This window comes from Alkalihalophilus pseudofirmus OF4 (assembly GCF_000005825.2).
In the GTDB taxonomy this organism is placed as follows: Bacteria; Bacillota; Bacilli; order Bacillales; family Bacillaceae_D; genus Alkalihalophilus; species Alkalihalophilus pseudofirmus.
This window is the reverse complement of sequence record NC_013791.2, coordinates 402945-417842: the sequence shown is the minus strand read 5'-3', so window position 1 is coordinate 417842 and position 14898 is coordinate 402945. Positions and strand designations below refer to the sequence as shown.

Annotated in this window: 12 protein-coding genes; 3 read left to right on the top strand and 9 right to left on the bottom strand. The window is 39.3% G+C overall.

Features of this window, described 5'->3' with window-relative positions; genetic code table 11:
* Positions 1-45: 45 nt before the first annotated feature.
* From BPOF4_RS02140 to BPOF4_RS02130, 3 genes are all read right to left on the bottom strand, one after another.
* A complete protein-coding gene (locus BPOF4_RS02140) occupies positions 46-618 on the bottom strand; it encodes a histidine phosphatase family protein (protein ID WP_238446477.1) in 573 nt (190 codons plus the stop codon).
* Between the two features lie 6 nt (positions 619-624).
* Positions 625-954: a hypothetical protein gene (locus BPOF4_RS02135; protein WP_012957410.1), complete on the bottom strand. Its 330-nt coding sequence runs from the start codon at positions 952-954 to the stop codon at positions 625-627.
* Positions 955-1613: 659 nt separating this feature from the next.
* Positions 1614-2597, bottom strand: coding sequence for a tRNA dihydrouridine synthase (locus BPOF4_RS02130; RefSeq protein WP_012957409.1), 984 nt, complete (start codon positions 2595-2597; stop codon positions 1614-1616).
* Between the two features lie 642 nt (positions 2598-3239).
* Between BPOF4_RS02130 and BPOF4_RS02125 the strand changes: the two genes are divergently transcribed.
* The 3 genes from BPOF4_RS02125 (at position 3240) to BPOF4_RS02115 (ending at position 6802) form a co-directional block, all read left to right on the top strand.
* Positions 3240-4394, top strand: a complete 1155-nt coding sequence (locus BPOF4_RS02125; protein ID WP_012957408.1) for a hypothetical protein — start codon at positions 3240-3242, stop codon at positions 4392-4394.
* 12 nt (positions 4395-4406) lie between these two features.
* The gene (gene herA / locus BPOF4_RS02120) at positions 4407-6155 is read left to right on the top strand and encodes an anti-phage-associated helicase HerA (protein WP_012957407.1); all 1749 of its coding nucleotides are present in this window, start codon (positions 4407-4409) and stop codon (positions 6153-6155) included.
* Positions 6156-6559: 404 nt separating this feature from the next.
* Complete coding sequence (locus BPOF4_RS02115) at positions 6560-6802, top strand: hypothetical protein (RefSeq protein WP_012957406.1); 243 nt, start codon at positions 6560-6562, stop codon at positions 6800-6802.
* Here BPOF4_RS02115 and rlmD read toward each other — a convergent pair.
* The 6 genes from rlmD to putP form a co-directional block, all read right to left on the bottom strand.
* Positions 6799-8178 (bottom strand): 23S rRNA (uracil(1939)-C(5))-methyltransferase RlmD, encoded by a 1380-nt coding sequence (gene rlmD / locus BPOF4_RS02110; protein WP_012957405.1) that lies wholly within the window; start codon positions 8176-8178, stop codon positions 6799-6801. The two genes, BPOF4_RS02115 and rlmD, sit on opposite strands and share 4 nt — an antisense overlap.
* Positions 8179-8453: 275 nt before the next feature.
* The gene (locus BPOF4_RS02100; RefSeq protein ID WP_012957403.1) at positions 8454-9356 is read right to left on the bottom strand and encodes a diacylglycerol kinase; all 903 of its coding nucleotides are present in this window, start codon (positions 9354-9356) and stop codon (positions 8454-8456) included.
* A 335-nt stretch (positions 9357-9691) separates the two neighbouring features.
* A complete protein-coding gene (gatB, locus tag BPOF4_RS02095; RefSeq protein WP_012957402.1) occupies positions 9692-11119 on the bottom strand; it encodes an Asp-tRNA(Asn)/Glu-tRNA(Gln) amidotransferase subunit GatB in 1428 nt (475 codons plus the stop codon).
* Between the two features lie 15 nt (positions 11120-11134).
* Positions 11135-12592 carry an Asp-tRNA(Asn)/Glu-tRNA(Gln) amidotransferase subunit GatA gene (gatA, locus tag BPOF4_RS02090; protein WP_012957401.1) on the bottom strand — a complete coding sequence of 486 codons (1458 nt, stop codon included), beginning with the start codon at positions 12590-12592 and terminating at the stop codon, positions 11135-11137.
* Between the two features lie 17 nt (positions 12593-12609).
* On the bottom strand, positions 12610-12900 hold the full coding sequence (gene gatC / locus BPOF4_RS02085) for an Asp-tRNA(Asn)/Glu-tRNA(Gln) amidotransferase subunit GatC (protein WP_012957400.1): 291 nt from the start codon (positions 12898-12900) through the stop codon (positions 12610-12612).
* Between the two features lie 188 nt (positions 12901-13088).
* Positions 13089-14597 carry a sodium/proline symporter PutP gene (putP, locus tag BPOF4_RS02080; RefSeq protein ID WP_012957399.1) on the bottom strand — a complete coding sequence of 503 codons (1509 nt, stop codon included), beginning with the start codon at positions 14595-14597 and terminating at the stop codon, positions 13089-13091.
* Positions 14598-14898: the final 301 nt, after the last annotated feature.

The following is a 14898-nucleotide window of genomic DNA, read 5'->3' as shown; positions in this document are numbered from 1 at the left end:
AATATGACAACTCCTATTGTCGACACATGAATCCTCTACATCTATCTAATCAGACCACATATACGTCGTACAACTCCAATGCTTTGTTCCTGCCTTCTTCTTCCCCTTCCACCCTTGCCTTTGTAATTCCTTAGAGATGAACCTATTAAAAAAACCATGTCCAACGATTGCCACAGATTGAGATTCCTTAGCATAGGTAATTAATTGTTCTGTCGCTTTTTCTGCTCTCCTTTTTGCCTCACTTACTGATTCGCAAGCATTTGAATAACCTGCAAACCATAATAGCCGTAGCAACACAGCCCAAGTGCTTGGCTTTAATCTAATAGACAGATGCTTCGCGTGTAGAGTTGGAAGCTCCGTTTCTCGAAACAAAGAATGGGTGATCGTTATTCCTTCTGGGTGGAGGATGGCTGCTGAGTCAATCGATCTTTTTAAATCACTGGTGATTAAGACATTGGCCGAGGTGATTTTCAGGAGTGTTTCGGGTGGATAATTTGCTTCTCTTTGTACTCCGCTAGCATTATAGTTATCTACCCAACTCTCAAACTCTGCACAGGTTACTCTCTTCTTATCATTAAATTGTGATTGGCCATGTCTGATCAATGAGATCTCCATCATTCTTTCCTACACGAACTTCTGCTTCAAATAGAAATAACTGCTGACGACCGCACCTACAAGAATAGAAATGACTACCATTGAGCCTACATATTGTTTATAGAAAATCATTTCAACAGGGACAAATAGGACAAATCCGGTAATTAAAATAAGTAAGGATACAAGCATCGCCCGATCGATCTTTAATTTGATATGTAAGTGCTCACTGCCTATCTTTTTAGTCATTACTGTCAGGACAATGACCGAAGAAAGTGCAATGATTGTTGAAATCATCATAAATAAATTAAAATTTGTTGGGTCACTAGCTAACCATTGGTCGAGCCATTGGAAAACAGCCACGTTCCATCATCCTTTCTACTACTAAACAAACAAACAACACCTTACTATTTTAACATAAATATCCAACAGCCAACTGCTTATTTCCCAAATTTTTGTAGATGCCCTCCATACAAAAAAGACCATTTTCTAAATAATGGTCTCTATAAAAATAGGAAACAGTATGGTTGATTTTAAAAACACTTGTATTGACAAAACACCTCTTTTTTCTGCTCGGATTTTGTCGCTTTTCCTTTTTAATAAGGCTGTAACCCGCATTCCACCGTTTTCATTTTTACGTTTTGCTTTTTTGCAGGTTTTATTTTCATGATGTATGCTGAGTGTACTCTTTTTTATTAGAGAGGGTTAAACCATGCAGCAACTAGGTCATTTTCGTGATTATTTCATTTTAACTTTCCCACGGTGATACCTAAGTGTTTTGAAGGAGCGTTGTTGGAAAAATTGAAGAAGCGTACACTTCTCGAAATCCCCTGCACACCAAGGGATTAGCCTGCCTATTTCTCCTCTAAAGCTATTTAAAATATAAAGCTATATATTAAGTTCAAGATCATAGTCATACTAGTAAGACGCTACGTCAATTGTGTTGATTTTTCATTCATATAAAAAAGAGCCTTTTCATTTGAAAGACTCTTTCTGCTATTTATTCACTTGAATGTGACCTTCTACTCTTCCTTCATTCCCTCTAAATTCGCCGATTCAAACTGATCAAGCAAGTCACGCACTTCATCTGTTGATTCTGTGTTCATTAGTTCGTTTCTTAATTGACCCGCACCTCTAAACCCTTTGACATAAATCTTAAAAAAGCGGTGAAGAGCCTTGAACGGACGCAGCTCTAAATGTGAGTATTTATCATAGAGATCTAGATGCAATCTTAAGAGATCAAGTAACTCCTTACTGCTGTGATCTTTCGGTTCCTTTTCAAAGGCAAATGGATTATGGAAAATACCACGCCCAATCATCACACCGTCAACCCCATATTGCTCAACCAGCTTCAAGCCAGTTTGACGGTCAGGAATATCTCCATTAATCGTGAGAAGTGTATGGGGTGCCACCTCGTCACGCAGCTTTTTAATCTCAGGGATCAACTCCCAATGCGCATCGACTTTACTCATTTCATTTCGTGTACGCAGGTGAATAGAAAGGTTCACAATATCTTGCTTAAGAATGTGAGTCAGCCAGTCCCGCCATTCGTCTACCTCCGCGAAACCAATCCTTGTCTTAACACTTACAGGCAGCCCTCCTGCTTTGGCTGCTTGGATTAATTCAGCTGCCACTTCAGGACGGCGAATCAGACCGCTTCCCTTCCCGTTTTGTACCACATTAGGTACAGGACAGCCCATATTAATATCCAAGCCTTTAAAGCCAAGCTCTGCCATCCCAATACTCATTTGACGAAAGTATTCAGGCTTGTCCCCCCATATATGAGCGACAATCGGCTGTTCATCCTCTGTAAAAGTTAAACGCCCACGAACACTTTTCATCCCATCCGGGTGACAATAACTTTCACTGTTTGTAAACTCTGTGAAAAACACATCAGGTCTAGCCGCCTCACTTACTACATGACGAAAAACAACGTCTGTTACTTCTTCCATTGGCGCCAGGATAAAGAACGGACGCGGCAGATCAGCCCAAAAGTTATCCTTCATCGTGTTTGAATCCTTATTTATATTTAAATCCATTTTATCTTCACATCCATATTTATAATCAAGTCTTCTTATAATGGACATACCCATAATAAGAAAATCAAAAGGAGAATGCCCCAGTTTCTTTTAAATTTATACCATGGTTAGGCATAAATTATCAAATTGAAAATTTTGTTTATGGAAAGTTTATAATCAACCTAGCATACATAAGATACCCTGCTAAATCCATCTGCCACCTGTGTTCCATGATTCTAATTGATAGATTTTTTTAGTAGGAGAAGGATGAATAAAACTGTTAGGCAAGATGATTTTAGTTGGTTTCATAGGGAAAACCCCGAAATCACATAAGTTTATAAGAGCGATTTCAGGGTCGGTTTAGAAGGAAAAGACTTTTCTATTAATTGAAGCTAAGTTTACAGACTGGCTTGCATTTTCCCAAAAATAAAATCTGGTAAACCGCGATTTAAAGATATATGGAACATTATCAGTATTTAACCCTTATATTAATCTTCTCCTGAAAATATGGATAGAGGTATTATTTGTATTAATTAGGTAAGATACGTTTCCACCTAATTTCTAGTACTTTATTGAATTGAAGGAATATTATGTTATATTTGAGTAAATGGAAAAAAAGAGGTGATTCTTTTGGGAACGGTTCTTGGGACTGGGAATATCCCCGTAAAGGAGCAAGATGAAGACGGGGGTTATTACGCAATCAAAGGGTTCCTTTATCAGTTTGATACTACTATTATTGAAATATTAAATAATCCAGATACTGATGTATCCTTTGAAGACATACAAGATATAAATTACGAACAATTCGTGGTTCAAGTTAAGCACAAAGAAACACAATCATACACTCCTGGAAAAATAAAAACTCCGATTATCCAATTACTGCATCTATTCAAAGAAGATACAAACAAAAATTATCGTTTGTATTGTTATTTTAAAAATATCTCTCCTACAGAGAAAAAACTTACTCTTATTGAATTAGATGGAATACTAGGAAACAAAAAGAATGAATTTGAAAAAGAATTAAAAGAAAAGTTTATTGGTTCTTTTATCCTACAATTCTCTGAGAATTACGAAGAACAATTTCATTCGACTTTAGAACAAATTGATAAAGCATATAACTTAAATAATCGTGATTTATCCGTGCTGTATCATTCAATTATCCGTTCTGAAATTTTCAGACTTGTAATTAAAGAAAAACGATTGAGGAGCATTAATAAAACTAAGCTAGATGAGGTAATTGAAAATTACCAAGAAATCGTATTTTATTCAGCCTATGAAGAACACCTATCCCGTGAAGCTTATGAAAAAATGATTAGAAAAGAGTTCTTCATTCAGAGAAAACCAAATCTAGGAAATACCTCAAGATTATTTATAATCGATTCCTCAAAGTATAGCGATTATACCGATATACATAACCTTATTAATATAATATCGAGGAAATATTTCAGAAAGGACAAATCCCCTGCACCAATTATTTGTTTTAGAGATATTGAGGATTCAACTTTAAATTTTATTAAACAAGGTTTACTTGATAGAAATTACTCATTTTGCGACGGAACCTTTTTCGATGGCGACAAATTTAGAATAGAAAAGCTAGTGGATTCTTATAATTCATGTTCAGTTAGATTTGTTAAGGAAGAATATTTGGAAACTCTATTAACCCATGAATATTGTCAAGAAATTTATCAATTCTTTAATCATAGTCGTGTAGAAATTCAGACGAGATTCAAGCATATCAAGATACAAATAAATAATCTAAATCAAGTGATTAAAATAATATCTTAGGGGAGAGAGATTATGATTAATATAGATGAAGAGAAAATAGCGAAAGTTGTTTCAGTACTTCCAAATAAGATTAAGATAGAGGTAACTAATATTGAGCTGTTTAAAGTAGAAAACGAAAAGTTCGCTGTAGGTTCATACTTAAGAGTATCTGATAGTGACGATTGTGCTCTTATTAGTGTAATTGAAAATTTCACTATAGAGAAAAAAGACAACCAAGAAAGTCACTATGTCTTAGAAGCTGTTCCCTTGGGTTTTTTAGATGCAGATGGGAAATTTTCAAGGGGAGGAAATAATATTGCAATTCCTCCGACTGATGTTGAATTAGCCCGAAATGACGAAATACAAAATATTTATGACGTGCTAGACGAAGAGAGCAAGTTCTGTTTTTCGAAACTTTCACAAGATACAAATATAAGTGTACCTGTGAATGGTGATAAGTTTTTTAATAAACATATAGCTGTTGTAGGCTCAACCGGCTCCGGAAAATCTCATACAGTAACTAAAGTACTTCAAGAAGCAATAAATCAAAAAGTGTCTTCCTATCCAGGTTTAAATAATTCTCATATAGTCCTCTTTGATATACATTCTGAATATAAAAGTGCTTTTCCGGACTGTAACTATATTGATGTTGAAAGCTTGTTGTTGCCTTATTGGCTAATGAATGGCGAGGAATTAGAAGAATTGTTTGTTGAATCAGGCGAAAACCAATCTTATAATCAATCATCGATATTAAGAAGGGTAATTACAAGAAACAAACAAAAGCATAATAATTATGATGAGGATATAACATTTGACACCCCTGTAAAGTTTTCTATCGCTGAGGTCCTTAACTGTATAACCAATCTTTCAAAAGAGACTAGAAAAGCAAAACAACCAACCGTGATATGTATTGAGGAACTTGGTGATGAAGGAAAAGAATTTGAGGATGATGATAAGTTTGATTTCTATTTTAATAAAGAGCTACAATTTAAAGAAATAAAACCCCAATCTGTCAATAAAGGAACCTATAATGATGGAACATTAGAAAAGTTCATATCCCGGATTAGGAATAAAATAAGTGATAAAAGACTAGGGTTCCTTTTTAGTGAAGAGGCAAAAGAAAGTTCATTTGAAGATATATTAAGACAATTAATTGGCTATAAAAATGATGCAGAAGCCAATATTACCATATCTGATTTAAGTGGTGTTCCTTTTGAAGTTTTAAGCACCACAGTCTCACTAATTTCAAGACTGTTATTTGAATATGGTTATTTCTACAAGAAACATATATCGGAAGATAGTAAAGAGATAACTAATACTCCTTGTCCGTTGCTGCTAGTATACGAAGAGGCTCATAAGTATGTACCTAAAATTAAATCAGCTAAGTATAATGCTTCCAGAACATCAATTGAGCGTATAGCAAAGGAAGGGAGAAAATATGGGGTCACTGCAATGATTGTTAGTCAAAGACCCTCTGAAATTTCTGAAACTATCTTCTCTCAATGTAGTAACTTTATATCAATGCGCCTTACTAACCCAGAAGACCAAAATTATGTAAAGCGTTTACTACCAGATGTAGTCGGACCAATAACTGACTCCCTATCTACTTTAAAAGAAGGAGAGGCTATTTTAATTGGGGATTCCATTATTATGCCTTCACTAGTGAAAATAGATAGATGCCACCCTCAACCTTCGTCTAATGATATTCCATATCTAAAAGAATGGAAGAAAGAGTGGGTAAATACAAATTTTGAAGAAATTATTAATAAATGGGTTAATTAACATAGCAAAGGTACTAGTTAATTATAAGTAACATAAAAACACGAGCCAGGCTCGTGTTTTTGTTATGAAGCATTATTCATTTACGGTTAATTAAAACCATTAAAAATCTTAGGTGTCCCGTCCTCTTTAACTTCTATTCTATCAATAGATTGATGAGCAATCTCGATTGCAGTTGAACCGGAGAATAAGAAATCAACAAAATCTTTTTCTAGGTTATTCAGGTCGATGTTGTTTTTCTCCTGGTTCGTTTTCTAAGTACTTAAGTCATATCAGGCAGGGTGAAAAAGAGCGTAGAGAGTATAATAAATCCTTGGCACCAAAGTTTCAAACGAACTTGAAAGCCTAAAAAACAAACGTAAAAAGTACATTGAAATGCTCGCTTCACCCTAGCGGAGTACAGAGAGGTGTCTGATGAAGCAGAACTTAAGTTAAAAGAGCTTTCACGTCAACAGCTTGAGCTCAATGATACACTCCAGGAGGACCCTTTAAACAATGCACTGGCACAGCTTAAGGAGGTGCTCGCTCAACTTGAACCGTTTGAAGAAGTCACCCATCAAATGCTCCAGTACCTTGTAGAACGGATTGAAATCAGTGAAAAAGGAGAACCTTCGGTGATTTACCGGTTCTCCCTGCTAAATGAAGTTTAATTTCCTTTACGGACTATCTGCGACACTACCTCCACATGCGTACTATGAGGGAACATATCCACCGGCTGCACTTCCTTCGTCTTATACCCTCCGTCTTCTAGTACTCGCAAATCTCGCGCTAGGGTTGCTGGGTTACAGGATACATAGACAACGCGTTTTGGCTTCATATTTAAAATTGTTTCTAAAAGCTTTTCATCACAGCCTTTACGCGGCGGGTCGACGACGATGACATCTGGACGGATGCCTTGTGCGTACCACCATGGCATGACGTTTTCTGCTTCACCTACTGCAAAGTCTACATTCGTAAAGCCGTTAATCTCAGCATTTTTCTTAGCATCAGAAATCGCCTCTGGGACTATTTCCACGCCGTAGACATGCTTTGCTTTTTGAGCGAGGAACAGTGAAATCGTTCCGATGCCGCAATAGGCGTCGATCACGGTTTCGTCACCTTTTAAATCAGCGTATTCTAACGCTTTATCATACAGCACTTTCGTTTGATCCGGGTTGACTTGATAGAATGAGCGGGCAGATATCGCAAAGCGGATATCCCCGATTGAATCATAAATGTATTCGTCTCCCCATAAGACAATCGTTTGATCACCGAAGATGACATTCGTGCGTTTTGGATTGATGTTTTGTACGATCGATTTTACGTCTGGAATCGACTCTCTAATTTCTTCAATGATGTTCTTTTTATTTGGAAGCTCCTTGCCTCTGGTGACGAGCACAACCATGATATCTCCAGTTTGTTTCCCGTAGCGTGCAACGACGTGTCGGAGCGTTCCTTTATGCTTGTCCTCATCATAGCCGCGAATGCCGTATTTCTTCGCTATTTCTTTCACTTTGCTTACCACATCATCATTTTCCTGATGTTGAATTAAGCATTCATCCATATCAATGATGCGGTGGCTCCGCTCTTGATAGAAGCCAGCGATCAGTCCGCCTTCCTCTTCTCCTACCGGCACTTGCGCTTTATTGCGGTAGCGCCACGGATCATTCATGCCGAGTGTCGGATGAACGGGAATGTCGGTGATTTGTCCAATTCGCGCGAGTACGTCTTTCACTTGCTTTTGTTTATAGGTAAGCTGCGCCTCGTAGCTCATATGCTGCAGCTGACAGCCTCCGCATTGATGGTAGATTGGGCATAGCGGCTCTGTGCGGTGCGGGCTTTCTTCAATTGTCTCCATCACTCGTGCGAAGCCGTAGCCTTTTTTCACTTTCACTACTTTTGCTTTAATCTTCTCCCCTGGAAGCGCCTTTGGAATAAACAACGCATAGCCGTCTACTTTCGCGACCCCTGCTCCGTCATGGGTAAGATCTTCTATTTGAACTTCAATAATTTGATTTTTATCAACTGGTGCTTGTTGTTTGCTCATAATATAGCCGTCCTTTTCACTTTTCTTCCTTTTGTGATTGTAGCATGGTTTGATTGGATTACGAAATGGAAGTTCTGCGCGGAGGTGAATTTCCATATTCTTGATGCATTTGTTTGAAAAAATGAGGCTTGTGTTCGAATTAATTGAAAACTTGATTGAAAAATTCTCCACCTTGTACGAAATAATGCTGTTTGCATTCGAATTACCACTATAACCACACTCAACCTCACCCCGACAACACAAAAAAGCTGCAGATATCCTGCAGCCTTCACATATTACGCACGTTTTTTACGGTTTTTCGGTGTAAGCATCTGAAAATGTTGATAGAGGTTCACGAATTCGGCTGGAAGGACGCCTCCGTATTCACCGTCTAGGTTCAGCTGCATATCGCTTTCCACTTGCACTTTAATACGGTTTGCCTGAACATACATTACTTTTGGATGGTTGAGGTGTTCTCCGCGCATCGCAAGTGTGGTCAGGTGCAGAAACTCTGGGAAAGATATCTTTTTAACAACGATAAAGTCAAACATCCCGTCCTGCAGCGAAGCCTTTGGTGCGAGACGCTCAAACCCGCCGACGGAATTCGTATTGGAAACGAGAAACATCATAATTTCTCCTTCAAACAGCTTTCCGTCATACTCAATCTTAACGTGAGTTGGTGCAACTTGCGGCAGCTTTTCGAGCCCTTTAATGTAGTAGGCAAGCTGGCCGACCATTGTCTTCATCTTACTAGGCACTTCATATGTGAGTTCAGTCAGTGTTCCGCCAGCTGCGATATTAATAAAATATTTATCATTCACTCGCCCAATATCAATTGGTTCAATATGGCCGTCACAGAGCACGTCGCATGCTTTTTCAATTTCTTTTGGAATATGAAGAGCACGAGCAAAGTCATTGGTCGTCCCTGCTGGAATCAGACCGATCATTGGACGCTCATCTAATTCGGCCAATCCATTTACCACTTCAAAAATTGTCCCGTCTCCGCCTGCTGCAATGACGAGATCAGCTCCCCGTTCAGCCGCGAGCTTAGCTGCTCTTTTGGCACAGCCCTCTCCTGTTGTCGCATGAGCAGACGTTTCATACCCTGCCTTCTCTAAACGTTCTAGAACATAGGCTAAATTTTTACGAATCTGTTCACGTCCAGACGTCGGGTTGTAGATAAGACGTGCTTTTTTCATTGAGATCCCCTACTTTAATTAAATTAACTTTACCCAAATCCACTATTTGTCAGCTTATTTATGCTTGTATTGTAACCTAATTAAGAAGAAAAGGACAATTAATATTGCTTACCTACATTGTATGAATAAATATCTGGTCCATGACAAGCACCTTAACTCTCTTCTATTATTTATTTTTCTTAATGATATACACCCAGCCAACAATAATTAACAGTCCGACTAAAATATAGCCGTAAATCATTCATCCACTTCCTCTCAGAAAAAGCGAGCGGCTAACCGCACAGGTTCTCCACTCGCTTTATGCTTGTCCCCGTCGCAGGAGATTAACGCTCTGATTAGCGCTTTTTAATTTCTTCTAATAAGATCTTGTTGACCATTTGCGGGTTGGCTTTTCCTTTTGAGGCTTTCATAATTTGGCCGACTAGGAATCCAATCGCACGTTCTTTTCCGTTTTTGAAATCTTCAACGGATTGATCGTTGTTATCAAGAACTTCAGTTACCATCTTAAGAAGCTCGCCTTCATCAGAGATTTGAACAAGACCTTTGTCTTTAACGATCTGTTCAGGATCTCCGCCTTTTTCGATTAGATCTTTGAAAACTTTTTTGGCAATCTTAGATGAAATGGTGCCTTTTTCGATCAACTGAATCATTTTCGCAAGACCTTCTGGAGTTAGAGCTACGTCTCCAAGCTCTTTCTGCTCGGCATTTAAGTACTCATTTACTGAGCCCATCAGCCAGTTTGAAGCAAGCTTGGCGTCGCCGCCTTGTTTAACCGTTGCTTCAAAGAAATCAGCCATCTCTTTCGTTACAGTTAATACGCCTGCATCGTATTCTGGCAATCCAAGCTCTTCCACATAACGCTTCTTTCTCGCATCAGGAAGCTCCGGAATTTCAGCACGGATGCGCTCTTTCCACTCATCATCAATGAATAGCGGAATCAAGTCAGGCTCTGGGAAGTAACGATAGTCATCTGATCCTTCCTTCACACGCATTAGAAGCGTTTTTCCTGTCGCTTCGTCAAAGCGGCGTGTTTCCTGCTCGATGATACCGCCTGAGAGCAGCACTTGCTCTTGACGCTTTTCTTCATACTCCAGCCCTTTGCGTACAAAGTTAAAGGAGTTTAAGTTTTTCAGCTCTGCTTTAGTTCCGAACTTTTCTTGTCCTACCGGGCGAAGAGAGATATTGGCATCACAGCGCAGAGAACCTTCCTCCATTTTACAATCAGATACACTTGTATATTGAATAATGGACTTCAGCTTTTCTAAGTACGCATACGCTTCTTCTGGTGTGCGGATGTCCGGCTCAGATACAATTTCAATTAATGGCGTTCCTTGACGGTTATAGTCACAAAGCGAATAGCTGCCCGAGTGAGTCAGCTTACCAGCATCTTCTTCTAAATGCAGTCGCGTAATTCCGATACGCTTTGTTTTGCCGTCTACTTCGATATCAATATATCCGTTCTCCCCAATCGGCTTATCAAATTGCGAAATCTGATAGGCTTTCGGATTATCTGGGTAGAAGTAGTTTTTACGGTCAAATTTCGTGTCTGTTGCCACTTCACAGTTTAGCGCCATTGCTGCTTTCATCGCATACTCTACTGCGCGTTTATTTAACACAGGCAGCACGCCAGGATAGCCTAGGTCGATGACACTTGTATTTGTGTTAGGTTCTGAACCGAAGTGGTTCGGGCTTGATGAGAAAATTTTTGATTCTGTTTTTAATTCTACGTGTACTTCAAGACCAATAATTGTTTCAAAATTCATCGCTGATCTCACCCCTTACAATGTTGGTTTCTTTGTATGATAGTCCGTTGCTTGTTCAAACACATGCGCCACACGGTAGATTGTGCTCTCATCAAAGTGCTTTCCGATAATTTGAAGCCCTAAAGGAAGACCGTCTTGGAAGCCACAAGGCACAGAGATACCAGGTACACCAGCTAAGTTCACTGGGATCGTTAAAATATCGTTGGCATACATCGTTAATGGATCGTCTGTTTTCTCACCGATCTTGAAGGCAGGCGTCGGTGTTGTCGGTCCAATAATAACATCATAATTTTCAAATATTTTATCAAAGTCCTGCTTGATTAACGTACGAACCTGCTGAGCTTTTTTGTAGTAAGCATCATAGTATCCAGAGCTTAGAGCAAAGGTTCCAAGCATGATACGGCGCTTCACCTCGTTACCGAAGCCTTCTGCACGTGTTTGTTTATACATATCAATTAAGTTATCGGCATTATCGGTACGGTAGCCATAACGTACCCCGTCAAAGCGAGAAAGGTTCGCTGATGCCTCTGATGAAGAGAGTAAGTAATACGTTGCAAGAGCGTATTTAGAATGCGGAAGAGATACCTCTTCCCATGTTGCACCTTGGGCTTCAAGAACCTTCAAGGAATCAAGAACAGACTGCTTGACGTTCTCATCTACGCCTTCGCCTAAATACTCTTTAGGCACAGCAATTTTAAGCCCTTTAACATCTCCTGTAAGAGCTGATAAAAAGTCAGGTACATCAACTGGAGCAGATGTGCCGTCCATTGGATCGACACCTGATATTGCTTGCAGTAAGTAGGCATTATCTTCAACATTACGAGTGACAGGACCAATTTGATCAAGTGATGAAGCGAATGCTACTAATCCAAATCGTGAAACTCGTCCATATGTAGGCTTTAATCCAACGACTCCGCAATAGGCTGCCGGCTGACGAATCGAACCGCCCGTATCAGAACCTAGCGTAAAAGGAACTTCGCCTGCTGCTACAGCTGCTGCTGAACCACCGCTTGACCCGCCTGGTACATAGTCAAGGTTCCATGGATTTTTCGTTTCTTTATAGGCAGAGTTCTCTGTTGATGAGCCCATCGCAAATTCATCCATGTTTAACTTACCGATCGTTACAGACTGCGCGTCTCTTAGCTTCTGAACAACCGTTGCATCATATATTGGATCGAAATTCTCTAAAATACGGCTTGAGCAAGTCGTACGTAAATCTCTTGTGACGATATTATCCTTAACCCCGATCGGCATACCGAATAATAAACCACGAGATGTTTCCTTTCCTAGTGCCTCGTCGAGCTCTTTTGCATAAGTACGAGCTTTTTCCTCATCTAACGCTAAAAAAGCACCTACTTTATCATCGACTTCAGCAATACGCTTGTACGACTCGTCAACAAGCTCTGAAACTTTGACTTCTTTATTGTGAAGCATCGTATGTAAATCTTTCATTTTATGATCAAATAATGACATGAAGCGAACCCTCCCTGCTAATCCATAATAGACGGCACTCTAATGTGGCCATCTTCATGATCTGGTGCATTTTTAAGTACATCTTTAATTGGCAATCCTTCAGCTGGCTTATCTTCGCGTAATACATTCTTCATATCAAGAACGTGAGAAGTAGGTTCTACTCCTGTTGTATCGAGTTCATTCAGCTGTTCTGCAAATGTGATAATAGCATCAAGCTGTCCTTGAAACATTTCCGCTTCTTCTTCAGTAATCGCGAGCCTTGCTAGGTTAGCAACGTGCTTTACTTCATCCGTTGAGATTCGTGACATCTCAATCACCTCCACTAAGTTTTCGTGCATGTAGACAATATTCATAATGATACCAAATTACATACCTATAGGCAACAAAGCCCAATAGTATCAATGCCTCTTTATTACTTTAAAGGAGCTTCATATACTATATTTAGATAATAAAAAAAAGGGCTGATCTGCATCGGATCAGCCCTCTCGTCATTCTATTATTTTAATTCTTCATTTACTTGATCAAATTCAGCTTGAATCTCTTCAGATGGTTCTTTATCAAGGATACTGAAGACCATTGCTGCAATCCACGCAAAAATGAAACCTGGGATGATTTCATATAGACCTAGGATTGGGAACTGATCAGCACTTAAGCCAAACCAGCGATCAAGTTCTGCCCAAACGATAACAGTTACACCACCGACAATCATACCGGCAAGTGCTCCGTTACGCGTCATACGTTTCCAGAACAATGCAAGAAGCAGAACCGGACCGAATGCAGCACCGAAACCAGCCCACGCATATCCTACCAGCTCAAGAACAGAGCTTTCAGGATTATAAGCTAATGCAATCGCGATTAAAGCAATCACAACGACCCCGATACGACCGACCCAAACCAACTCCGTTTGAGATGCATCTTTACGCAGGAAGCCTTTATACACATCCTCAGCAAGCGCACTTGATGATACAAGCAGCTGTGAGTCAATCGTTGACATGATTGCAGATAGAATCGCTGCTAATAGGAATCCAGAAACCCATGGATTAAATAGAATTTGCGTAAATAAGATAAACACTGTCTCATGAGCTCCTTCTCCGATCGCTGCACCAGCAGGACCATTAACAGAGAAGTATGCAATACCGATAAATCCAGTGAAAATTGCACCAAATAGTGCAAGTACCATCCATGTCATCCCTACAAAACGAGCTTTAGGAATCTCATCTACTGATTTAACCGCCATAAAGCGAGTTACAATATGAGGCTGGCCAAAGTAACCAAGTCCCCAAGCAAGAAGTGATAGAATCGAGATGATTCCAACTCCTGTAAAGGCATCAAGATAAGATGGATCAATGGCACCTACTGCATTAACTGTTTCATTCCAGCCGCCCATCTCAGAAATAGCGACAAACGGAACAATAATTAATGCTAAGAACATTAAGATCCCTTGGAAAAAGTCTGTCCAGCTGACTGCTAAGAAACCACCAAGGAATGTATAAGAAATAATAACAATGGCACCAATCCACAGTGCTTGAGTATATGTCATTCCAAATGATGATTCAAATAACAATGCTCCTCCTACAAGTCCTGAAGACGTGTAGAAAGCGAAGAATACTAAAATAACGAGTGCTGAAATAATACGAAGCGACTTAGAGCTATCTTTAAAACGATGCTCTAAGAAATCTGGTAGAGTAATGGAATCATTCGCAACCTTTGTGTACTTACGAAGACGTGCCGCCATAAACTGCCAATTTAAATATGCACCAACTGCTAAACCAACCGCGAGCCATATTTCACTCATACCACCAACATACATAGCGCCCGGTAGACCTAGTAATAGCCAACTACTCATATCAGATGCCCCCGCACTAAGTGCAGCAACACTTCCGCCTAATCGACGACCACCTAAAACATAATCTGATAAATTGCTTGTCATTTTGTATGCTATTAGACCAATAACGAGCATACCAACTAAATACACGATAAATGTAATAATCGTAGCTAATTCCAACGTTATCCTCTCCTTCTATTCAGTAACGAAACCAATGAAAACAAAATTAATAATGGCATGGGGATATACAAAAGCAACCAAGTAGCTGTTGTTAATCCGTAATCCATCCAATCACCTCCATTCTAATAAATAACATTTATACAATGAATATGCATTTATTATTTTGTTCATGCCCCGTCTGCTGACAACCCGCGAAGGTCATACCAGCATTTCCGAAAGCAATCATAACACACTATCCTATTCAGAACATTCAGTTCTTTATTTTTAAAATCTCTAAATGTATAAATATACAGTATTACCG